Here is a 23,416-nt window from a genome sequence, read left to right on the forward strand (position 1 = left end):
GAAAACACAAAAAGTCATGATATGATGCTCACCTATATACCACTCAAGCTTGATACGTGTAAGCATATCATCTTGAGAGTCACATCTTATTCTTTCATAGCGAGGTGTCGGAATGAAGCGGTTTGGATTAGCGATGCAGATTGTCGTCGGTCTCATTCTGGGTATCCTGGTGGGTGCCATTTTTTACGGCAACCCGGCAGTGGCGACCTATTTACAGCCTATCGGTGATATTTTTCTCCGGTTGATTAAAATGATTGTCGTTCCGATCGTTGTTGCCACGCTTATTGTGGGCGTAGCAGGCGTAGGTGACATGAAAAAGCTCGGCAAAATTGGTGGTAAGACAATTCTGTATTTTGAAATCGTTACCACGATTGCCATTATCATTGGTCTTTTGGCGGCCAATATCTTTCAACCGGGTGTCGGCGTGGATCGAACAGTCCTTACCAAGACTGATATCCACAAGTATGTAGACACGGCAGAAGCAACACAAAGCCACGGTATGGTGGAAACATTTGTTAAGATTGTACCAACGAATATCTTTGATTCGCTTGCTCGTGGTGATATGTTAGCGATTATTTTCTTCTCCGTTCTGTTTGGACTTGGTGTCGCAGCAGCAGGGGAGAAGGGAAGGCCGGTTCTCAACTTTTTCAATGGAGTCGCGGACGCCATGTTCTGGGTTGTGAACACCATCATGCGTTTCGCTCCGTTTGGTGTTTTTGCACTGATTGGTGTTACCGTTTCCAAATTCGGTTTGTCTTCCTTGATTCCATTGGGGAAACTGGTTATTTTGGTTCACGTTGCTATGTTGTTCTTCATCTTGGTGGTATTGGGCATCATCGCACGTATTAGCGGAATCAAAATCACTTCCCTTCTGCGTGTACTGAAGGACGAGCTGTTGTTGGCTTACTCTACTTCCAGCTCCGAGACTGTACTGCCTAAAATTATGGAAAAAATGGAGAAGATGGGCTGTCCGAAGGCGATCGCGTCTTTTGTTATTCCGACAGGCTACTCCTTCAACCTGGATGGTTCCACACTGTACCAGGCACTGGCTGCTCTGTTCATTGCGCAAATGTATGGTATTCACATGCCAATTAGCACACAGATCACGCTGATGCTCGTACTGATGGTTACGTCCAAAGGGATCGCTGGTGTACCGGGAGTATCGTTCGTAGTACTGTTGGCTACGCTTGGCTCTGTAGGTCTCCCAGTAGAAGGTCTTGCTTTCATCGCCGGTGTAGACCGTTTGATGGATATGGCTCGTACAGTTGTTAACGTAGTAGGGAATGCGTTGGCAGCAATCGTGATCTCTCGTTGGGAAGGTCAGTTCGACAAAAAGAAAGCAGACGATTATGTTCAGGCAGTAAAAGCCGATCCAAGTGCTGCTTAATCTAAGCTATTAATAGTTTGAAGAAGCCTCCTGTCAGTGAATTTAACTGGCAGGGGGCTTTTTGTTTTGTTTTAAAAAGTGGCTAGAGTGGTGGGAAGAAGCGCATTTCCAGTCTACGCTTCGGCCTCCGCCCCGCAAGGGGGGAAGACTGTCCGCTCCGGAATAAATGGCGGGAGCGCTTCAAACGTAGAAACTTCAATGAGGTATTCCATAAGTGAAGCTGAAATTCCCCGCCATTTATTCCGGAACTGGGGCGGGCTCCAGAGGCGCTTGGACTGGAAATGCGCTTCTTCTACGCGGCTGTTTTCAACAAATAAAACTCCTTACTTGAAAGTGGGGATTTTTTGTTGACACCAAAAACAGGAAAGAGTAATATGATACCAACAACTTGATAATAACACTTTGTTAATAACAAAAAAACAACAACAACTCAGCAGCAAAAAGAGGCGATTGGATGAAAGATAAACCTTCTGTCAATAAACAAGGTCAAACCGAACAGGAGTACTTGGAAGCTTATGATGTCAGCCAATTCGAGCGACCGTCTGTGACAGTCGATATGCTGGTATTCACCGTGATGGATGAGCTGGAAGAGAATTACCGCAAGCTCTCGCCCAAGTCGTTGAAAATATTGCTCGTGAAGCGTGGTGAGCATCCGTATATCGGCCAATGGGCGTTGCCAGGTGGGTTTGTTACACCTGGTGAGAGTCTGGAGGAGGCGGCCAGACGCGAGCTGCGTACGGAAACAAACGTAGACGACATTTACTTGGAGCAGCTCTACACCTGGGGCGATGCGGGCAGAGATCCACGGACATGGGTTATTAGCACGTCGTACATGGCCTTGGTAGACAGCTCGTCTTTACAGTTGCAGGCAGGGGATGATGCAGAGGAAGCGGAGTGGTACCGCATCGAGGACAGGTGGCTAAAAGAAACGAAGACGGCGACGAGTGACGGCTCCATTACTGAAAAATGGCTGGAGCTGCTTCTTGTACATGAGAGAGAGGAACTGTCTGCCACGATTAAAATTACCAAAACAGTAACGGGCCGCACCATACGTGAGACCCGCGAAATTGTAGAGACGAACAATCTTGCATTTGATCACGCCAAAATCATTCAATACGCACTGGAGCGATTGCGCAACAAAATTGAATACACGGATATCGCCTTTGCCTTAATGCCGGAGCTGTTCACATTAAGCGATCTGCAACAGGTGTACGAAGTGATTTTGGGACGTGAGCTGTTGGCAGCGGCGTTTCGCAGGAAGGTAGCCGACAAAGTGGTGGAAACGAATCAATATCGAAAACATGCAGGGCACCGACCATCCAAGTATTTCCGCTTTAACCCGGAATGGATGGATCAGACGTAGCCCCGTACCAGGGAGGAAATCAAAATGAATCAGGGACACAATCGAAGCGTACGCGTACGAATCGCGCAAGAGACGCTGCAAATCATAGAGCAGGGCTACTACGTAAACAAAGCGGGTGAAAAGAAGAGCATTACGGAGAATCTCGCTGCTGCCATCAGCCAGTCGGTCTTGTATCGTCCAAATGATTTGGCTGCAGATACAGTACAACTGCCATCACATCAAACAACAGCTGCACAACTGCGTGCCAAGATCGAGGTCACCTCGGAATCCAGCCTGGATGCAGCCAAGCGCCTTGTCGTTTCTGAGAAACGAGCAGATGCCGTATGCTTGAATTTTGCTTCCGCCAAAAATCCGGGCGGAGGATTCCTAGGGGGAAGTCAGGCGCAGGAAGAGAGCTTGGCGCGTTCCTCTGGTCTGTATCCTTGCATCGTGCAAATGCAGGAAATGTACACCTACCATCGCCAGTTGAAAACCTGCTTTTATTCCGACTACATGATTTATTCACCGAGGGTCCCCGTGCTTCGCGATCAAAGCGATCAGCTTTTGCCTGATCCATACCTCTTGTCTTTTGTTACAGCGCCTGCTGTAAATGCGGGGGTTGTTCGTGAGCGAGAGCCTGAAAATATCGCAAAGATTGGTCCTGTCATGATGGAGCGCATCCGGAAAATTTTGCGGGCAGCAGCCATTCACAACCATCGGACGATCATTTTGGGAGCGTACGGCTGCGGAGTATTCCGCAACAAAGCGGAGGACGTAGCAGATTACTTTGCGACTGTTTTGATCGAGGAACAGTATGCACAGCTTTTTGACCACATCGTGTTTGCCATCTACGACAATTCTGCGCGCCAGGAAAACCTGCGAGCGTTCAAGGAGAGATTCGCATGAATGCGAAAAGCACCGGCTTTTTAGCAGACTGGAATTGGTTTGAAAAAATTTGGCTCATCTCGTTTACACTCGTTACCCTCTACTTGTATTTCGCGCTGGATGATACATTCATCGGCTTGATCGCCTCCCTGACAGGGATGCTGAGTGTCGTGCTCGTCGCCAAAGGAAAGACGTGGAGTTACTACCCGGGCATCATCAATGTGGTTTTGTACGCGTTCGTCGCCTATGGGCAAAAGTACTATGGCGAAGTCATGCTGAATCTTCTCTATTTTTTGCCGATGCAATTCATAGGACTCTACCTGTGGCGCAAAAACCGCGTGTCCGAAGTCAAACAAAATGACGTCAAAATTGCGATTTTGTCCAACCGAGCACGCATCTGGTGGACGATCTTGAGCATCATCGCAACCATTGCCTACGGGTTTGTATTGAAGCAAATGGGCGGGGCCTTGCCTTTTGTTGATTCCTTGACGGCTGTTCTCTCCGTTATCGCGATGCTTTTCATGGTGAAGCGCTTGGTCGAGCAATGGGTGGTCTGGATCATTATTGATTTGTTCACGATCTACATGTGGCTTGCAGCGTTTTTGAAGGACGGAAGCGATATCTCGATGCTGGTCATGTGGTCCGCTTATTTGGTGAATGCCATCTACGGCTTGATGAACTGGGTAAGACAGTATCGCAAGCAAAGGGAGGAGCAGACATGGGGGGCGTAGGCTTCATTGGCGGCAAATTTTTGCCACTGCATCAAGGACATGTATACGCAATTACACGGGCCGCCTGTCGCTGCGACGAGTTGTACGTCGTTCTCTCGCACAGCCCCACACGCGACCGAAAGCTGTGTGAGGAGGCAGGAATCAAACCAATCCCCTATGAAGTACGGTTGAGATGGCTGTCCACGCTGGTTAAGGACATGGAAAATGTCCATGTGCTTGCAGTCGAGGATCTTGCGGATAGCGACGAGAGCTACGATTGGGAGGCGGGAGCAGCGGACATCAAGCGCGAGATCGGGAAAAAAATTGATCTGGTTTTCAGCTCTGAGTCCGCTTATGATCCGATTTTTCGCCGTTTATACCCGGAGGCAGCGCACATCATTCTCGATGAATCGCGCAGCCAAGTACCGATCTCCGCTACCCAGATTCGCAACGAAGGGGTCTTCGCTCATTGGCAGCACATCCCGGCTATTGTTCAGCCCTATTTCGTCAAAAAGGTAGTCGTGGTAGGGACAGAGAGCTGCGGAAAATCGACCTTGACCTGTTACCTTGCGAAACTCTACAACACCGTGTTTGTCGAGGAGTATGGGCGCACAATCTGCGAAGAGGTTGGGGGCTGCGATACGATTTTGACACCGGAGTATTTCCCGCACATCGCGTATGGTCACAAAATGGAAGAATACAAAGCGCTCCAGAAAGCCAACAAGCTCTTGTTTATCGATACCGAAGCGATAGTCACCCAGTTTTACTCTGAACTGTACACCGGGCAAACCTTCCCTGTTCTTGACCAGATTGCCAAAGAGCAAGCGTATGATTTGTGGCTATTGATGGAGCCAGATGTCGCATGGGTAGATGATGGACTGCGTGTGCACGGAGAAGAGCAAGTGCGCCTGCACAATCACGAAAAGCTGCGTCAGATGCTGGACGAGCGGGGAATTACGTACGTGACATTGCGAGGAAATTATGCCGAGAGACTGCAAGGAGCTATGCAGCATGTCGATCAACTGTTGAAGACGACTTCTCAACGAGCTGGAATTGGGCTAGACTAAAGTCATCAAACGATTCTGACAGTAGAAGGGAGCCGTGCTGCATGCAGTCGATCGTACAGCCGCTATCCCCCCTTAGCTTGAAGGAATGGGCAGTCGCCGTCAAAGCGCTTGGAGAAGGTGAGCAGATCATCACGATCCGCAAGGGTGGGTTATACGAAGAAACACGAGAATTCCGCTTGGAAAACAATCAATTTTATTTGTATCCGACCTATGAGCACCAGAAGCGCGACATGGTAAAGGTAGACTACCAACATCTGTTAGATGCGACCCTTGAAGGCTGGACAATGGACAAGAAGACCGTGACGATCGAATATTTTGCTGAAGTAACCGACGATGTAGAGCTGATGGACGAAGCCAAGCTGCGCGCGCTATCGCCCTTCCACATCTGGACGGATAATTTTGCAGATGTGCGCTTGCATTGGAAGAAAAAACAGCCGCTGCACATTTTGTTCGTGCGGATGTATCGATTAGAGCAGCCGGTAGAAATTCCGATTGACGTCGCTTATCAGGGCTGCAAATCTTGGCATGATCTATTGGTGGAGATTCCGCGAGCTACGTTTACGCCTGTGCTTTCCGACGAGGAGTTCGCAGCGAAAAAAGCTGCGATCATGACCATTCTGCAAAACTGACGTTCCATTCCACTCTTGTCTGGAGGGTTCTCATGAAAGCGATCTTGGTAACAGAATTAGGCGGGCCTGAGACGATGAAATATGCGGAAGTCGAGATGCCGACCATGTCATCTACACAAGTCCTGATCCGCGTCGAGATGACCAGTGTCAATTTTGCCGATATCAAATCCAGGCATGGAAAAAAGGGAGCGGCCAAGCTGCCGTTTATCCCGGGACTCGATGCGACTGGCGTGATCGAACAGGTAGGGGCAGAGGTGCAAAGCCTGAAGGTGGGACAACGAGTCATTGCGTTTCCGGCCAACGGATCATACGCCGAGTATATCGTGGCGGAAGAGTGTTTGACTTTTGCACTGCCAGATCAAATCAGCACGGAAACAGCAGCCGCTTGCCCAGTCGTGTCATTTACTTCGTACCAGCTACTGGCGAAGGTTGCCCGCATTGCCAAAGGGGAAACCGTACTGATACACGCTGCGGCAGGCGGAATCGGGACGACGGCGATTCAATTAGCCAAGCTGCTCGGAGCAGGTCGTGTCATCGGGACAGTCGGTAATGAAGCAAAGGCGGAAATTGCCTTGTCAGCTGGTGCCGACCATGTGATTTGCAATGATCGCGAAGATTTTGTGGAGAGTGTACGCGTGCTGACGGATGGTGCGGGAGCCGATGTCATTTTGGACTCGATTTCTGGAACGGTGAGCGAGCGTAGTCTCGAGTGCCTCGCTTGGTACGGCCGACTCGTCCATTTTGGCAATGCCAGCGGTGAAATCGGTCAGATCAAGACAATCGATTTGCACGCAAGCTGCCGCTCTGTATTAGGCTTTAGCTTTGGTACGACACGTAAGCTGCGTCCACACTTGTTACAGGATACTGCCAAGCAAGTTTTGGACTATTTGGCGAATGGACAGCTTGACATCAAGATCGGCAAGCATTTTGCATTGGAAGAAGCAGCAAGTGCCCATGCGTGGGTAGAGAGTAGGGCGAGTACAGGAAAAGTACTGCTGGATGTGCGTTCGTAACGATGTGGAGCCCTTGCTGACTCAAAAGCGAGGGCTTATTCTCTATCATTTTGGAGAGGTGAATGCTATGCAGATGATTTCAACAAGTGAACTGGACAAAAACGTCATCACTGAATTTTTCATCAAACATTGGGGAAGTCCGCAAATGGTCATCTCCAGTGGCGTTTTCCAATGCGATGCGCTGGACGGCTACGCAGTAATGGGTGAAGAGGGTGCAATCAACGGATTTATTTCTTATGTGCTCGAAGATCAGGAATGTGAAATCATTTCCTTGGACAGTGTGATCGAAAACAAAGGAATCGGGACCGCCCTTCTCAATCAAGTAGAGCAGACCGCCAAAGAAAAAGGCTGCCACCGGATGAAGATCGTCACCACCAACGATAACCTGAACGCCATGGGCTTTTACCAAAAAAGAGGTTATCAGTTTCACGAGCTGTACATCCATGCTGTGGACAAGGCCCGGCAAATCAAACCAGAAATCTCCCTTATCGCAGACAATGGCATCCCAATCCGCGATGAAATCCTTTTTATAAAAAAACTTATTTAAAAAAGCCCCGCAGAAGCAATAGCTGTCCGAAAAGCGAAGGTACATGTTTGGAAGGAGACCGCCCGAACGCAGTGAGGAAAAAGGCGACTGGAAAACATGTGCCTTCGCTTCCCCCCGACCACCGCAGAATGAAAGCCTCCGGCTTTTTAAAAAGTTTGCCCCCACACAATTGTTGACATTCGTAACTGTACGAATTAATATTACAGTACTCTTCGCAAGGAGGCCGTCTGTGACGTGAATAGTGAATTTACCATTGCTGTTCACAGCTTGGCTTTGTTGGCTCATATCCCAGAGCATATGGCAAGCAGTGAGCTCATCGCAAAAAATGTATGTACGAATCCAGCCAGAATTCGCAAAATCATGAGCATTCTGCGTAAGAACGGATTTGTGAAGACAAAAGAGGGAATTGGCGGCGGTTATATCCTCGCATGCGACCCGAATGAGGTCACCTTGGCCGAGATATATCGTTCGATCTCGAATGGTACGCTGAAGCCGCACTGGTGTTCGGGAGATCCGCAAGAAGCGTGTCAGGTTTCTGCGAATATGCACGGAGTTATGGATCAGATTTTTACCGAAGCAGAGATGTACTTTACAAAATATTTGGAACAAATCACGATCCAAACCGTATTAGATAAAGTCCGTCATGGATGTCAGGAGAGTTCGCAACAGTAACCTTACAAATTTTTAACATGGAAACTGTAATGATTTCCGTTACAATTGGGAGGTGCACCAGAATGAATCGAGATGAGTTATTGGAAGTCGGAGAATGGGTATTAGGTAAAACCAAATTCGGCGAGTTAATTCAAGGCTTCGTCGAAACAGATGATTCATTGCGAGGTACCGCGAAAGTATATGTGGTTCAATGCGACAACGAAGAGACGATCGGCAAGCTGGTGGTGATTCCGAGACAGTGGATGGATCGCATTCCAGTAGGCTCTTTTGATGATGAAGAGCATATGCATGATTTGATCGATCTCGCCCTCGCAACCAAAGATAGAGAGTGGTTTATGGACCTGACTGCCAAGGCAAGCACCATGAAACAGTCAGGGAAAGAAGCCCGCAAAACAAGAAGCTCTTCCATTCGCAATCGCTTGGGGACTTCTGCTATTTGGGAGCAATAATTTTTCACTATACAGGAGGAGTACGGAGTATGTCTGTCGTGAATCATAACAGTTGGTTTGAAAAAGGAATGAGCTTTACGGCGTACACAGAAAGCATGAACGTCAATAAAGAAGAGCTGACCCGCGTGTACGATCAGCTCACATTTACTGACGAGGATCTGGCTGTCTGGAAGGATCTCTCCCAGCGCAATTGGAAAGGGGTCGTGCTGACCGCAGACTGGTGTGGGGATGCTTCCTTATGTGTTCCTGTCATTCAGCGAATTGCCGAGGAAAGCAACATCGAATTGCGCTTTCTCATCCGTGACGAAAATCTCGAGCTGATGGATCAGTACTTGACCAATGGCACAGCACGTGCGATTCCGATCTTTATTTTCCTCGACCAGGATGGTTACGAGGCAAGAGTTTGGGGACCTCGTTCTCCAGAAGTGCAGGAAATGATTACGACTGCCCGTGCTGGATTGCCGGCTGCTGACGCTCCTGATTTTGAGGAAAAGCAAAAGGAGCTGTACCGCAACTTTAAGCAACAGATTTCAACAGACCCTGCTATTTGGCGTACGGTGATTGAGAGTGTGAAAGCGAAGCTGCAAGGCTAAAAAGAAAAATCTACAAGGATAGGACTGGATAAATGAATATGAATGCACAAGAGAATAGCGAGCGACCGATTCTCTTCCTGATGATTAACATGTTTATTGCCATGCTGGGAATTGGCTTGATTATTCCGATTTTGCCCGAGTTTCTTAAAGAGTTCGGCGCGGGTGGGGAGACGGCTGGATACCTGGTGGCGGCTTTTGGTGTGACTCAATTTCTTTTTTCTCCGATTGCGGGGGAATGGTCAGATAAGTACGGTCGTAAAATCATGATTGTAATGGGACTCGTCCTGTTTACGATCTCCAACCTGGTTTTTGCCTTGGCTGAACAGACATGGGTGCTCTACCTTTCTCGTTTGATCGGCGGGATTGGGGCAGCAGCGATGATTCCATCCATGCTGGCGTATGTAGCTGACATTACGACCGAGGATAAACGCGGAAAAGGACTGGGGATGCTCGGAGCTGCTATGTCGCTCGGATTTGTTATCGGGCCTGGTATTGGTGGATTTTTGGCAGAGCTTGGCTTGCGTATGCCGTTCTACATTTCCGCGGCAGTTGGTGCGGTAGCTACACTCGGTTCCATCTTCTTCTTGTCAGAATCTCTTCCGAAAGAGAAGCAGCTCGCGTCACGAAACGCCAAAGACAAACAGGAAAACATCTTCTTACAACTCGGCAAGTCGTTTCAATCGTCGTACTTCATCATGCTGGTGCTGGTCTTTACGATGACGTTTGGCTTGGCGAACTTCGAAGTTATCTTCCCGCTGTTCGTCGATGCAAAGTTCGCTTATACTCCACGTGATATTTCCATCATTATCACAGTGGGAGCACTTGCTGGTACGATTGTGCAGGCAGCGCTGATCGGTAAGCTCATTACTCGTTTTGGCGAGAAAAAACTCATTAACGTGACGTTCTTCTTGTCTGCTGTTTCGATGGTGATGATGCTATTGTCCGGTAATTTCTGGTATATGCTGATTATGACGGTTCTCTTCTTTACCCTGACGTCGATTATGCGTCCAGCGATCAACACGCTGATCTCCAAACGAGCAGGGGATGAACAGGGCTTCGTAGCAGGGATGAACAATGCCTATATGAGTCTGGGGAATATTTTTGGCCCAGCAGTGGCAGGTACATTATACGGGGTGCATTTGAACGCACCGTATTTGTTCGGCGCGATTATCCTGGTTCTTAGCTTGTTCTTGTCGCAGGTGGAAAGCCGTCGCAGCGTGAAGCGCGTCGTGGCCTAACCCTTGACATTTTTTAGAAAACCGTGTAAAAAGTAAAGTAACAAAAATAACACCAACAAATTCATTGACGAGAAAGAGTAAGCTAATCCCCTTGTTCCCCAGAGAGTTGGCCCTGGTGCTGAAAGCCAACGTTCAAGACTTAGCCGAAAATCCTCTCCGAGAAGGAAAGCTGAAGCATTTGGAGTAAGCTGACCCGGAATCCCACCGTTACAAGGGACGCGTATGATGGTACGTAGTAGAGGTGCCGAAATGACATGCTTGCATGAAGATTTCGGAACAAGGGTGGTATCGCGAGATCAAATCTCGTCCCTTAGGGGGCGGGATTTTTTTGCGTTCTATGAACCTACACTTCTACGCAAACTACAGAAGAAGGAGTGTACATGATGAGGAAAGTAGACGTAAAAGAAAAAGCAAGGGCACGAGAGTTACGCGTTTTGGAACAGTGGAGGAAAGACGATACATTTCGCAAGTCGATGGACAATCGGCTGGGAATGCCAAACTTCGTCTTTTATGAAGGTCCTCCGACCGCCAACGGACAGCCGCATATCGGTCACGTGCTCGGACGGGTCATCAAGGATTTTATCGGACGCTACAAAACGATGTCCGGCTACCGTGTCGTCCGCAAAGCAGGCTGGGATACACATGGTCTTCCGGTAGAGCTTGGGGTGGAAAAGCGACTTGGCATTTCCGGCAAGCAGGAGATCGAAAACTACGGGGTGGCCAAGTTCGTCGAAGAGTGCAAAAATAGCGTATTCGAGTACGAAAAGCAATGGCGTGAGCTGACGGAAGGCATCGCCTATTGGACGGATATGGAGCATCCATATGTGACGCTGACCAACGATTACATCGAAAGCGTCTGGCACATTCTTTCTGACATTCATAAAAAAGAGCTGCTGTACAAAGGGTATCGTGTCAGTCCGTATTGCCCGGATTGCCAGACGACACTCAGCTCCCATGAAGTGGCGCAAGGCTATGAAGACGTGAAGGACTTGAGTGCGACGGTCAAATTCAAAAGCAAGACAAGCGATGACTACTTCCTCGCGTGGACGACGACACCATGGACACTTCCAGCCAACGTGGCTTTGGCTGTTAACAAAGAGCTCGATTACGTGCGGGTCAAGCACAAGGATGAAGTGTACGTCGTAGCAAAAAATCTCGCGGAGAAAGTCTTTAAGGAAGACTACGAGGTTTTGTCCACGCACAAAGGCGCAGAATTGGTCGGTACTCCGTATGAGCCGCCTTTTGGCTATATCAAGGTAAACCATGGGCATATCGTCGTCGATGCAGACTATGTCAGTGACACGAGCGGAACGGGCATCGTGCATACTGCGCCAGCGCATGGGGAGGATGACTATCGCACGACCCGTCAGCATGGACTTGATTTCGTGAACGTCGTGAATTTGGCTGGCCGTTATACTGATCAAATCTCAGATTTCGCAGGTCGGTTCGTGAAGGATTGCGACGTCGATATCGTCAAAGACTTGTCACATCGAGGTCTGCTGTTTTCCAAGGAGCGCTACGAGCATAGCTATCCGTTCTGCTGGCGCTGCAAATCGCCACTGCTCTACTATGCGATGGAGAGCTGGTTCATCAAAACGACAGCGATCAAGGATCAGCTGATCGAAAACAATAGCAAGATCGACTGGTATCCGGGCCACTTGCGCGAAGGGCGCTTCGGGAAATTCCTCGAAGAGCTTGTAGACTGGAATATTAGCCGCAACCGGTATTGGGGGACGCCGCTCAATCTATGGCTTTGTCAGGATTGTGGCAGTGAATATGCACCAGGCAGTGTAAAAGAGTTGCGTGAGAAATCTGTGGCACCAATCGACGAGAAGCTGGAGCTGCACAAGCCGTTTGTTGATGAGGTGAAGCTGCGCTGCTCTTGCGGCGGTACGATGGAGCGGACACCTGAGGTCATCGATGTGTGGTTCGACAGTGGTTCGATGCCGTTTGCTCAATACCATCATCCATTCGGAGACGAAAAGGTGTTCGAGGAGCAGTACCCAGCCGACATCATTTCGGAAGGAATCGATCAAACGCGGGGCTGGTTCTTCAGTTTGTTGGCAGTCTCTACCCTGTATAACGGAAAAGCACCCTACAAGGCGGTCATCTCTACTGGTCACGTTTTGGATGAACACGGTCAGAAGATGTCTAAAAGCAAAGGAAACGGGATCGATCCGTGGGAGGTAATCGAGGAGTTCGGTGCAGATGCGTTCCGGTGGGCGCTTTTGTCTGACAGTGCGCCGTGGAGCAGTAAGCGCTTCTCCAAGAGGATCGTCGCCGAGGCGAAGTACAAAGTGATCGATAAGATCCATAGCACGCATGATTTTTATTCGTTATACGCCTTGATCGATGCATTCAAGTCAGAAGAGCATCCAGCGCAACCACCTGTGAACGAGTTGGATCGTTGGATACTTTCCCGCTTGAATACCACCTTGCAGCAGGTGGTAAAAGGTCTGGAAACCTACGATTTCATGAATCCGGCGGGGCATATCGAAGCGTTCATCGACGAGTTGAGTAACTGGTACATCCGTTGTTCGCGGGATCGTTTCTGGAGCAGCGGGATGACGCCTGACAAAGTATCTGCTTACCAGACCCTGCGAGAAGTGTTGCTGACACTGGCGAAGATGATCGCACCATACGCGCCGCTGATCGCAGAAGATTTGTATGGCAATCTGGGGGGAGAAGGCAGTGTTCATTTGACTGACTATCCGAAAGTGAACACAGAAGCAATCGACGAAACCCTTGAGCGGGACATGGAAACGGCTCGAAACATCGTGGAGCTGGCGCGAAATGTCCGCAACGAAACCGGACTCAAGACCAGACAGCCTCTGTCCGAGCTGATCGTAACGATGGAGCAGCCATTTAACCTCGAGCGGTTTGCTGGCATTATCGAAGACGAGATCAATGTCAAAAACATTCGGGTAGAGCAAAGCGACAGCAGCTTTGTGACGTATCATTTCAAGCTCAACCTGAAGGTAGCCGGGAAAAAGTATGGCCAGCTCGTTGGGCCAATCCAAGGGTATTTAAAAGAATTAAAAGCAGCCGACGCACAGAAGGCAGTGGACAATGGCTACTTGGATGTGGAGGTCGCAGGCGAGAGTGTGCGGCTTACGCTAGATGAGCTGCTTGTGGAAAAGCAAGGGAAGCAAGGCTTCGCTTCTGCATCCGGCTATCAGCTCCATGTGGCCTTGAATACGACACTGACAGAAGAGCTTGAGCAAGAAGGCATGGTTCGTGAAGTCATCCGCGTCATTCAGGATGTACGCAAAAAGCTGGATTTGCCCATCGATAAACGTGTCCAGCTTACACTGGATGTGGACGATGAGCTACGAGCAGCATTAGAGCGTTTTGATCATGTTTTGCGTGGGAGCGTACTCGTTTCAGATGTGTCTTTTGCGAAAATAGCGGATAGGGAGAAATTTTCGTTCGGTGACAAAACATTTGGCTTGCACATTGGGTAACGAAGCAGTTGGATAAAGAAACAGCTAGGGAACATGGTTACTACACCGGTTCTCTAGCTGTTTTGTAATAATTCTGGGTCAAACCAAACATCCTCATAATCGCCGGCAACCAAGAATCTCCAGCCAACAGGTAATCCAAGCAAGTGCCATTTGACACCCTAGCAATATGTATACTATAATTTCCTCCAGAATGAAAATTCATTCCGCACGAAAGGGGTCATGAACTTGTCTGAAACCAAGCGCGAATTAATCTTAGATGCAGCGCTCGTTTTGTTTGTAGATCGCGGTTTTGATGGGACGACCGTTCCGATGATCTCCGAAAAAGCAGGGGTCGGTGCAGGTACCATCTATCGTTATTTCGAAAACAAAGAAGCGCTCGTCAATACGCTGTTTCAAGAATGTGTGGGGGAGCTGCTTGAGACAATCAATGATGGTTATCCTCGCACATCTGATGACTTACGCGAGCAATTTCGGCATATTGCGAATCAGGTGATTCGCTACGCCAAAAAGAATTTGAACGCCTTGCTGTTTCTGGATTCCCATACAAACGGTCACTACCTGGACGAAGCCAGCCGTGAAGCATACATGAAGCTGCGAACATTTTTATGCGAATTCATTGAACGGGGACAAAAAAATAAGGTTATCCGTCCATTGCCAGCGGATGCATTGATTGCGATTATGGACGGAGCATTCATCGCATTGAACAAGTGCATCAAGGCTGGCGAAATCGAAGAAACCCCGGAATTGCTTGCCGGTGTAGAGGAAGCTTGCTGGGATGCGATCAGAATTCATTAATTCTGATCCTTCTTTTGAACAAAACGGAATGAACATTCATTCCGGTAATACTTTTCTATAAAGCAATAGGAGTGAGGCCTACATGAATAAGACGGGAAGAAAAGTGGTGGGGATGTTGCTGATCATCTCCCTTGCAGTGATTGGGACGGCTTGCAATCAGATGAAGCCGTCAACGGAAAGCGAAGTCCAAGCCGAGGCCAAAATTGTGGAAGCGGAGCCGATCGAGCTGAAAAGCTTCCAATCGAGCAGTGAACTGTCAGGGACACTTGCCCCTATCGAAGAGACGACTGTTTCTTTTGAAGTAGCCGGGGAAATCAAGTCATTGCCATACAAAGAAGGAGATGTTGTCAAGAAGGGAGAAGTGCTCGCCCGCCTCAATGCTACAGACTACTCTCTCCAGTTGGCATTGGCAAACGCTGAGATGCATGGTGCGAGCGCCGAGCTTTCCAAAGTAAAAAACGGAGCGCGGGAACAAGAAGTTCAGCAAGCGAAAGTAGCGGTCGAAGCGAAGAAAATCTCTCGGGATCAAGCACAGAAAGACTATCAGCGCATGGAACAGCTCTATAAAAATGGGGCGATCTCCGAAACCGAATTTGAGAGTGCCAAGAATGCCTTTGAACTAGCAGATAAAGATTATGCAGAAGCGCAAGAGACGTATTCGCTAGTGATAGAAGGCGCTCGGACTGAGGATATCAGTGCGACAAATGCCAGCTACCAAGGGGCGATGGTCACTCGCGATCAGGCTGCAGCTACTTTGGCAAAAACGGAAGTGAAAGCACCTATTCAAGGAACAGTGCTAGCGAAAATGGCTGATGTTGGGCAACTCGCAAGTTCAGGGGCTCCTGTCTATCGAATCGGCAACATCCAACAGTTGAAAACAGTCTTGCCTGTACCGGACAAGGGCATCTCAGCGTGGAAGGTGGGAGATGAGGTCGAGATTCGTTTGTATGAAGACAAACGAATCGGAAAGGTTACGACGATTTATCCGGCGACGAACGAGCAGACGGGCACGATTAGCGTGGAAGTCGTCATTGATAACACCAAAAAAGATTGGTTTGCAGGGCAAGTCATCAGCGCAAAGCGAACCTTGCCTCAAAAGAAAGGCATTTTTGTCCCTGCCAAAACCGTTTTTAGCCGTGGTTCTGAGCCTTACGTTTTTTTGCTAGCGGATGGAAAAGCGATCAAGACCACTGTCACGATTGGTCAGTATGTTGACAATCATTTGGAAATTACTGCTGGCTTGCAAGCAGGCGACATGTTGATTACGAAAGGTGCTGATCGTTTACTTGGCGGGGACTCTGTCACCGTGAAAGGAGGCAATCAGCCATGATCGAGTTTTTCATTAACAAGCGCAAAATCACCCTCGTTTTCTTTTCGATGCTCGTGCTGATTGGTATGTTCATCTCGGTTACGCTTCCGAAGCAAGAGCAACCAGACATTATCGTCAGCATGGCTACCATTACCACCATGTATCCGGGAGCGACTCCTGAAAAGGTGGAGCAGACAGTCACGAAGAAGCTGGAAGAAAAAATCAACGAGGTGCAAGGAATCAAATCCATTAGTTCGGAGTCCCGATCCGGTGTATCCATTATCAACGTGCGAACAGAGAATGACGTTGAACCAAAAACGGTGTTTGAAGATGTACGGAAAAAGGTAAAGGATGCCGAGGCCGATTTACCCGATGAAGCAGAGCAGCCCATCATCAATGATGACATGAGTCGTACCTTCATCCAGACCTTTCAAATCACAGCCAACTCTTTTGAAGAAATCCTCCAATTACGCGATATGCTTGATCTATGGAAGGATCAGCTTCGAACCGTGCCAGGCGTATCCGATGTTTCGATCCAAGGACTGCCGGAGCAGGAAGTAAAGGTCGCGGTCGATGCACAGAAGCTGCAACAATACGGCATTTCCTGGGCGCAAGTCATCCATGCTGTCCAAACGAAAAACGAAACAACACCCCTAGGTGATGTCAATATTGATACGCGAAAATATCAGCTCACATTACCGGTCAGCTATAAAGTAGCGACTTTTGAAAAGGTAGTCGTGACACGTACGCAGGAAGGAATGCCCGTCTATTTGAAGGATATTGCCACCATTTCCGACAGTACCAAACGGGTGGAGTATCGAACCTATTACAACGGGAAGCCTGCTGCGACCATTAGCATCAACGCTGAGCTGGGAAGCGATGTTCCAGCTGTGCAAAAAGCGGTGGATACGAAGCTTGCCACGTTGGAAAAGAGTCTCCCAGCGTGGGCGAAAAAAGAGCCTGTGTTTTTGCAAGTGGATCGAATCGGCAGTATTTTTTCCGAATTGTATCTGGAAATGATCATTGCGATCATAGCCGTACTTTTTATTTGCATCCTTGGATTGAATGTAACGACATCCTTGATGGTTGCATTGGCGATCCCCATCTCTTTGGCAGCTGGGATGGTGGTTCTGCCCTTCTTTGGCATTACGCTCAATCAAATGACCGTATTCGGGCTCATCATTGTTCTCGGGATTTTGGTAGACGACGCAGTGGTGGTAAATGACAACATCGAGCGCAGATTATCTGTTTTGGGCGAGGATCCGTACACGGCTGCTGTAGCCGGGACGAAGGAAGTGGCCATCTCCATTGTCACTGCTACCCTTGCTACCATCTCTGCGTTTGGGCCGATCATGTTTCTGCCTGGTGATGCTGGTCAGTTTATTTTTCCGGTACCGCTCATTATCATTTTTACGATGGCGGCCTCGATGTTCATGTCACTTACGATCATTCCGATTTACCGGGAATGGAACGAGCGAAGGAACAAGAAACGGAGCAAAGCAGAGACGGACTACCGTAAGCCAGCGGGCTTATTAGGCAAACAAATCGATGCATTGACGAATTGGTATGGCGATCGTGTTCTGAAAGCCATGTTGAAACATCCGCTGAAAACAGGAGTGAGCGGAGTACTGATTGCCACTGCTATCTACGGACTCGCTGCGGTTGTTCCTGTTCAGCTTTTCCCTGATGATGACAGGCCACAGATGGTTGTGAATATAACGACGCCGATTGGCGGCAATTTACAGGAAACGGATCGAATTGCCCTGGGTGTTTCCCAATGGATTGCGAAACAGGCACACATTCAAAAGGTTTCATCTTTCGTAGGTGGCAATGCGCCACAGATGATGCCCTCAGCACCGCCGGTTGGTACAGGTGAACATGTAGCGCAATTGATCGTTACCTTTGACAATCACAAAATGGATGCGCGAAAGGTGCTGGCGCCGTGGTCGGAGCAGTTTAAGAGGATGTATCCAGAAGCGAACATCATTCCGTACAGCGTAAAGGCGGGGATGTATTCTGGTAACCCGGTTGGAATTCGGGTGTATGGGGATGATCTGCAACAGCTGTACGCGATCTCTGAGAAAATCAAGCAGCTCATCATGGAGTCAAAAGGAACGTACAACATCAACGACACGCTCGGAAATGAACAGTACTCCCTTCAATTCCATGTGAATCAAGAAAAGATGGACAAGGAGCTGATCAACGAAGCGGATTTGACCAGAACGTTGCGTTTGATCAGCCAAGGCATTCCAATGGGACAATTTGACAATGGGAGAAACTTGATCGATATTACGCTGGTAGCCGATCAGCCGGGAATGACGACAGAGCAAGTCTTCGCGCAACTCTCGGTTCCGAATGCACGTGGGCAGCTTATTCCGGTTTCGCAAATTGCAGAAATGAAGCCGGATTTATCGATGCAGAGTATTCCTCGTTACAATATGTCCCGTAGTGTCACGATCACGAGTGATGTCCGAGATCGGACGGCTGCAGACGCGATGAGCGAAATAACAGCGAAAATGGGGCAATTGGAATTGCCAGACGGGTATGGCTGGAATGTAACAGGTGAAACAGAGGAGGAATCGGAAGTTTTGCTCGATTTGGGTGTGCTTGCGATTGTGGCGGTCTTTCTCATCTTTTTGCTGATCGTGCTGCAGTTTAACTCGTTGTCTATTCCTGTCTTGGTCATGAGTACAGTCTACCTCGCCATCGCGGGCAGCTTGATCGGGCTATTTATCACTTCCACACCGATTGGATTCATGACAGTAGCAGGCTTTATCGCATTGGCGGGTATCGTCGTTCGCAACGGGATCGTACTAATCGAGTTTATTGAGGAAGCGAGGCATCAAGGAGTCTCTCTGAACGATGCAGTCATCAGGGCGGGGAAAGCAAGGTTGCGCCCGATTTTACTGACGACCTTTGCCGCAGTAGCCGGTCTGTCACCGATGGCGATTACGGGAAGCGTGCTGTTTCAGCCGCTCGCCATTACGATCATTTCTGGCTTACTGTTCTCGATGCTACTTACGCTGATTGTCGTTCCTTCTCTCTATACAGTCATAGCCATCCAGAAGGAGAAAAAGCGGGTAAAAAAGGAAGCGCAGAAGCAACTGACAATCTGAGCTTTTCAGAAGGAATGTTCAAATCAATGGAGAAAGGGGTAGAGGCACGAAGACGAACATTCATCAGGAAGCGAGGAAAGGCAGATGGATCAAGTGAAATGGAACGTTGGGGTGATTGGCGCAGGCGTCATGGGCGAACGCATGATGAACGCGATCCGTACCCACGAAAAATTTCGAGTAGCTGCAGTGAGTGATGTATCAGCGGAAAGAGCACAGGAAGCCGCGCAAAAGTCCGGCGATGTGCCTTGGTACACAAATTATAAGGAATTATTGAAAAAGGTAGAGCTGGACGTCATCTATTTGGCAGTTCCTCCGAAATTCCATCATGCGATTGCCCTGGATGTGCTGGCGCACAAAAAGCATTTGCTCTGTGAAAAGCCGTTAGCTAATTCATTGACAGAAGCGCAAGAAATGTTGGAAGCAGCAAATAACGCAGGGGTTGTCCATGCGATGAACTTCCCGCTCTACTATCAAGGTGTTTTTCCTGAACTATCCCGCAGACTCGAAGCAATCGGAGATGTCCGCCGTATCGATATCCTGACGCATTTTCACCAGTGGCCGCGTCCATGGCAGCAAACACCTTGGCTGGCTGGTCGTGAGCAAGGCGGTTTCATCCGAGAAGTGCTGCCTCATTTCACTCATCTGACTTACGAGCTCTTCGGAGACCTGCATGTAGTCCACTCAGAGGTAGACTATCCAGCAGATCCTGCGCTATGTGAGACAGGTGTATCGGCCTTTCTGCATCTGACAGATGGTACCCCGGTTACGATCAATGGCTTGGCGGGTATCGCGCATGAGGAGCATTTGGATTATCGCGTGTACGGGTCAAAAGGAACGCTGAGTGTCGTGAACTGGAGCAATCTGTTTGTGGGTGGACACGGCGAAGCGCTCGTTCCGGCTGAAGTTCCGCAGCAAGACCGTCTCTCCCTGTTGTTGGATGAGCTGTCTATTGCGATGAACGGTGGCGATGCCAGACTGGTTACATTTGAAACAGGCGTGAAAGTACAGCAAGTGCTGGAAGCATTGCTCGGACATGAAAAAGTACACTACATCAAATAGAAAGTAGCAGGAAAAGTCCACGAAAAAAGAGCAGGTAGGCAGGGGGAGCACATCCTGCGCGACTGCTCTTTTCTTTTTGCTAGGGGCGGTATGACTGTAAAAGCTGCTCAATATGCTTGCTGGCAAAATGGACATGCTTGTTATCGTGTGTGAGTCTGCTTGCCATGATGGCTCCTTCAATGGAAGAAAAAACAAACGAAGCAACTGCTTCTGCGTCCATTTCGGAGCGAAATTCTCCCTGGGCGATTCCTTCTTCCAGCAATCTCTGCATGAACGAAATGACCTCTTGGTAAGCGGTGAGGGCATAATCGCGAAGAACAGGGAACGAATGGTCACTTTCGATGGCTGTGTTGAGAAGCGGACAGCCACCTTGGAGCGGGGGATTGTTTACCGCATCAGAATACACCTTTGCCATGGCTACGATTTTTCCAGTGGCTGTGTCCTGTTTTTCTAGTGCAGCCGCAAAATGTTCTTGTAACACTTCACCCGCATATTTGAAGGCCTCTATGGCAATTTCATCTTTACTGGCAAAACCTCTGTAGAGGGCACCTTTGGTAAGTCCCGTGGCATCCATGATGTCTTGCATGGAGGTTCCTGTATATCCGTATTGATTAAATAGCTCTGCTGACTTCTGGATAATATACAGCTTTGTTTTTTCGCCTTTTCGCATCGCGATAGTCCTTTCATTCGGCCAACACGGTCTATATTCGTCCAAGTTATTGTAACATTTCTCTCATGTACGAAAGAAGGCAATCATGTAAAATCAAAAAGAGACCGAACCGTTCGGTATCAAAAAATCGAACAAAGGGTTGTGTGACAGGATGAACCGTATCAAACCGTATTCGATTGTCATTTTCGTCGCCTGTATAGCGATCACGTATGCACTCGTGCAAAACTTTATCATCGACCCAGAAGCAAAAGGCTTTCTCAGTCACAAGTCTGATTTCAACAAAGAGCGAATGAATACATCGATCTGGCTTACGGTCATGTATGTCCATTTGTTTTTCGCCCTGATTGCCCTCATCTGTGGGGTGGCTAACTTTTCGGACAAGCTGCTCGCCCAGAAGCGCAAGCTACATAAAGTAACAGGTTATGTTTATCTTTTTAGTGTGTTGGTTGTGGTAGTCACATCGGGGTATATGGCTCCTTATGTAACGGGCGGAAAAGTGGCGAGTTGGCCCTTCCACCTGTTGAACATTATCTGGCCGGCAATCACTATTACGGCGCTCGTCAAAATAAAAAAGCGCCAAGTCATGAAGCATAAGGAATGGATGGTCCGGAGTTTCGTCTTCTTATTTACCAACATGCTGATTCATCTCATGAAGCTGATCGTAGAGAAGGTGGTAGGCTTGCCGTATGAGCTCAGCTACACAATCAGTGTATATGCCGCTATTATTGGACTTGTCGTGACGGCGGAGATCATCATTCGTACAAAATTGCGAGCACGGAAAAAAGCATGAGAGAGACGCAAGCGCTTCCTTAAAAAAGCTTCGCATCAGAACCCACATGGTTGGGGTGATGCGAAGCTTTTTGAATGGCTACTTCTCTTCGACGCTCTGGCTTCCTTGTTTTGGGGGAGATAGTCTTTGTAACCCTCGTTTTTGGTAATATTCATTTTGCAGAAGAGTGGGTTCAACTGCGTAGGCTAGCTCGGGGCTTTGCGGTGCAACAGATTCCAATGTGATGTGGATGCTTTTAATGGGGGGCTTGGTTGCAGCATTGGGAACCTTTTTCTGTTGATTCCTCTTTTTGTTTTTACTTTTGGTTACTGGTTGAGAGTTCGCTACAGGTTCGGCGATGTTTTGCACTTCCTCCACGACCTCCATATTTCCTTGGAAGAACAAATGGTGTGCTGTTTCGTTTATTGGATCTTTATCGCCCTCTTGCAACACACGTAATGGGAGTGTCGATCTTTCGATGAGAATGTTGATCTCGGGTTCCAGGAGCTCTTGGGTAATTTTTTCGTGTGGATCGTCCTTCCAAAATGTATTGATCGCCTGCACATCGCCCGCAAAGTATTCCAGCTTATGCCGAGCATAAATGTGCCTCCAGCATTTTTCCGAAATGACTACTTTCACTTTGATTTTTTTATCAAATTCGGTTAGCTGGTAATCCCAGGTAAAGGTCACTTCTTTGAAAGAATCTTGTGGGACCTGCGTGTTTGGTTTCGCTTCTTTATCTTTTCGATACCCTAGTAAATCCTGCTTTGAGCCCAAATCCTCTAACTTGCCTGCTCCCGTTTTCAGCCATTTCGCAGGGACACGCTTCACATTTTTCGTTGCAGATTTGTACCAGATGGTTTCATCATAGCCTGGTTCCTTTGGAAACTCCTCACGTACTTTCTCCAAGCATGTCTGTATGTTATTCAATATTTTTGAAAGCACTTCATCCATCTGTTCGGCCAGATCAGTATCCTTTTTTGTATTTGGAAACAGCGCGGTCAAATGGTAGAGCTTACGTATATACGAATCGATTTCTCTTAGTACTGCAGAGATTGCCTTTTCCCGGGCGATGATTGTCGACTCCTCATCCATGTCTATCATCTCAATTTGTGGATCGAATTTTGAACCGGGATTCCCAGTCGTTCCTTGAAATCCAGGCACCAAGTTTTTATAGAAATTCACCAATTGAATCCGCGTGCATTTTTCTTCGTTAGCGGACACCCTTTTTATTTCGGCGATAAGAGTAGCGTAGGATTTCTTGGTTGCCTCAAATGTTTTATTCGGCAATTGCTGAATTTCTCCTAATAACTCGCTGAAGGTGATAAGGGAATTTTGTGAGATGGTATGATCCATTTGCATCTCATCATTTTGAAAAGCTTCGCCTCTAGCTGCTTCTGCGTTTCCTCGACGATTCGTATTATGCTCATCCTCGTCTTTAAAGTGTTGGATAGGCAGTTTGTTATGCGCGATTCCTTGTCTTTGTGATTTCATTAACTGAATCAGAGCACGATTTCCAATCGACTTCTGCAGCTGGATAAGATGTGACGGGCTATCTTGCTTAATGGATGACGAAGGTGAAGGCATGCTTTTTTGGACGGGCTGTTGCAGAATAGATGTTTTGGCTGCGTGTTCGAATAGTTGAGACGACATGGGCAATCACCTCCAGAGAATCTGAATGAATAGAATGTGGCAGATAAGG

Annotated in this window: 20 protein-coding genes, 1 pseudogene and 1 other annotated feature; of the genes and pseudogenes, 18 read left to right on the plus strand and 3 right to left on the minus strand. The window is 48.3% G+C overall.

Going from position 1 to position 23,416, the window contains the following annotated elements:
* Positions 1 to 112 precede the first annotated feature (112 nt).
* The 13 genes from HP401_RS13785 to ileS all read left to right on the plus strand — a co-directional run bounded on the left by HP401_RS13785 (position 113) and on the right by ileS (position 13,996).
* Positions 113 to 1,387 (plus strand): cation:dicarboxylate symporter family transporter, encoded by a 1,275-nt coding sequence (locus HP401_RS13785; protein WP_087345042.1) that lies wholly within the window; start codon positions 113 to 115, stop codon positions 1,385 to 1,387.
* Positions 1,388 to 1,841: 454 nt separating this feature from the next.
* On the plus strand, positions 1,842 to 2,750 hold the full coding sequence (locus tag HP401_RS13790) for an NUDIX hydrolase (RefSeq protein WP_173605393.1): 909 nt from the start codon (positions 1,842 to 1,844) through the stop codon (positions 2,748 to 2,750).
* A 24-nt stretch (positions 2,751 to 2,774) separates the two neighbouring features.
* A complete protein-coding gene (locus HP401_RS13795) occupies positions 2,775 to 3,635 on the plus strand; it encodes a TIGR02452 family protein (RefSeq protein ID WP_173605394.1) in 861 nt (286 codons plus the stop codon).
* Complete coding sequence (gene pnuC / locus HP401_RS13800; protein ID WP_173605395.1) at positions 3,632 to 4,345, plus strand: nicotinamide riboside transporter PnuC; 714 nt, start codon at positions 3,632 to 3,634, stop codon at positions 4,343 to 4,345. The genes HP401_RS13795 and pnuC overlap by 4 nt, the downstream gene beginning before the upstream one ends.
* Positions 4,333 to 5,391, plus strand: coding sequence for a multifunctional transcriptional regulator/nicotinamide-nucleotide adenylyltransferase/ribosylnicotinamide kinase NadR (gene nadR, locus HP401_RS13805; RefSeq protein ID WP_173605396.1), 1,059 nt, complete (start codon positions 4,333 to 4,335; stop codon positions 5,389 to 5,391). The genes pnuC and nadR overlap by 13 nt, the downstream gene beginning before the upstream one ends.
* Positions 5,392 to 5,432: 41 nt before the next feature.
* On the plus strand, positions 5,433 to 6,020 hold the full coding sequence (locus HP401_RS13810) for a DUF1802 family protein (protein ID WP_173605397.1): 588 nt from the start codon (positions 5,433 to 5,435) through the stop codon (positions 6,018 to 6,020).
* Positions 6,021 to 6,052: 32 nt separating this feature from the next.
* On the plus strand, positions 6,053 to 7,033 hold the full coding sequence (locus HP401_RS13815) for a quinone oxidoreductase family protein (protein ID WP_173605398.1): 981 nt from the start codon (positions 6,053 to 6,055) through the stop codon (positions 7,031 to 7,033).
* Between the two features lie 67 nt (positions 7,034 to 7,100).
* Complete coding sequence (locus HP401_RS13820; RefSeq protein ID WP_173605399.1) at positions 7,101 to 7,580, plus strand: GNAT family N-acetyltransferase; 480 nt, start codon at positions 7,101 to 7,103, stop codon at positions 7,578 to 7,580.
* A gap of 234 nt (positions 7,581 to 7,814) precedes the next feature.
* Positions 7,815 to 8,252 (plus strand): RrF2 family transcriptional regulator, encoded by a 438-nt coding sequence (locus tag HP401_RS13825; RefSeq protein WP_016741060.1) that lies wholly within the window; start codon positions 7,815 to 7,817, stop codon positions 8,250 to 8,252.
* 62 nt (positions 8,253 to 8,314) lie between these two features.
* On the plus strand, positions 8,315 to 8,701 hold the full coding sequence (locus HP401_RS13830) for an IDEAL domain-containing protein (protein ID WP_064201213.1): 387 nt from the start codon (positions 8,315 to 8,317) through the stop codon (positions 8,699 to 8,701).
* Between the two features lie 29 nt (positions 8,702 to 8,730).
* A complete protein-coding gene (locus tag HP401_RS13835) occupies positions 8,731 to 9,294 on the plus strand; it encodes a thioredoxin family protein (RefSeq protein WP_173605400.1) in 564 nt (187 codons plus the stop codon).
* A gap of 32 nt (positions 9,295 to 9,326) precedes the next feature.
* Positions 9,327 to 10,532: an MFS transporter gene (locus HP401_RS13840; RefSeq protein WP_012685261.1), complete on the plus strand. Its 1,206-nt coding sequence runs from the start codon at positions 9,327 to 9,329 to the stop codon at positions 10,530 to 10,532.
* Between the two features lie 55 nt (positions 10,533 to 10,587).
* Positions 10,588 to 10,846, plus strand: a binding site (T-box leader).
* 69 nt (positions 10,847 to 10,915) lie between these two features.
* Entirely contained in the window at positions 10,916 to 13,996 is a 3,081-nt protein-coding gene (gene ileS, locus HP401_RS13845) for an isoleucine--tRNA ligase (RefSeq protein WP_173605446.1), read from the plus strand.
* Between the two features lie 68 nt (positions 13,997 to 14,064).
* Here ileS and HP401_RS29895 read toward each other — a convergent pair.
* Positions 14,065 to 14,136 (minus strand): annotated as a pseudogene (locus HP401_RS29895) (immunity protein Imm33 domain-containing protein); the annotation flags it as partial.
* 85 nt (positions 14,137 to 14,221) lie between these two features.
* Here HP401_RS29895 and HP401_RS13850 point away from each other — a divergent pair.
* The 4 genes from HP401_RS13850 to HP401_RS13865 all read left to right on the plus strand — a co-directional run bounded on the left by HP401_RS13850 (position 14,222) and on the right by HP401_RS13865 (position 20,275).
* Positions 14,222 to 14,791, plus strand: a complete 570-nt coding sequence (locus tag HP401_RS13850) for a TetR/AcrR family transcriptional regulator (RefSeq protein ID WP_217366078.1) — start codon at positions 14,222 to 14,224, stop codon at positions 14,789 to 14,791.
* 82 nt (positions 14,792 to 14,873) lie between these two features.
* Positions 14,874 to 16,121, plus strand: a complete 1,248-nt coding sequence (locus tag HP401_RS13855) for an efflux RND transporter periplasmic adaptor subunit (RefSeq protein ID WP_173605402.1) — start codon at positions 14,874 to 14,876, stop codon at positions 16,119 to 16,121.
* Positions 16,118 to 19,216 (plus strand): efflux RND transporter permease subunit, encoded by a 3,099-nt coding sequence (locus HP401_RS13860; RefSeq protein ID WP_173605403.1) that lies wholly within the window; start codon positions 16,118 to 16,120, stop codon positions 19,214 to 19,216. Before HP401_RS13855 ends, HP401_RS13860 begins: the two co-directional genes overlap by 4 nt.
* 84 nt (positions 19,217 to 19,300) lie before the next feature.
* Positions 19,301 to 20,275 (plus strand): Gfo/Idh/MocA family protein, encoded by a 975-nt coding sequence (locus tag HP401_RS13865; protein WP_173605404.1) that lies wholly within the window; start codon positions 19,301 to 19,303, stop codon positions 20,273 to 20,275.
* Positions 20,276 to 20,354: 79 nt separating this feature from the next.
* Here the strand turns inward: HP401_RS13865 and HP401_RS13870 are convergent, their stop codons facing one another.
* Positions 20,355 to 20,945 (minus strand): TetR/AcrR family transcriptional regulator, encoded by a 591-nt coding sequence (locus HP401_RS13870; protein ID WP_173605405.1) that lies wholly within the window; start codon positions 20,943 to 20,945, stop codon positions 20,355 to 20,357.
* A gap of 151 nt (positions 20,946 to 21,096) precedes the next feature.
* On the opposite strand from HP401_RS13870, the gene HP401_RS13875 reads away from it, so the two are divergent.
* Positions 21,097 to 21,735, plus strand: coding sequence for a DUF2306 domain-containing protein (locus HP401_RS13875; protein ID WP_173605406.1), 639 nt, complete (start codon positions 21,097 to 21,099; stop codon positions 21,733 to 21,735).
* Between the two features lie 78 nt (positions 21,736 to 21,813).
* Here HP401_RS13875 and HP401_RS13880 read toward each other — a convergent pair whose 3' ends face one another.
* A complete protein-coding gene (locus tag HP401_RS13880) occupies positions 21,814 to 23,367 on the minus strand; it encodes a hypothetical protein (RefSeq protein WP_173605407.1) in 1,554 nt (517 codons plus the stop codon).
* Positions 23,368 to 23,416: the final 49 nt, after the last annotated feature.

The sequence above is a fragment of the Brevibacillus sp. HB2.2 genome, assembly GCF_013284275.1.
Taxonomy (GTDB): Bacteria; Bacillota; Bacilli; order Brevibacillales; family Brevibacillaceae; genus Brevibacillus; species Brevibacillus brevis_D.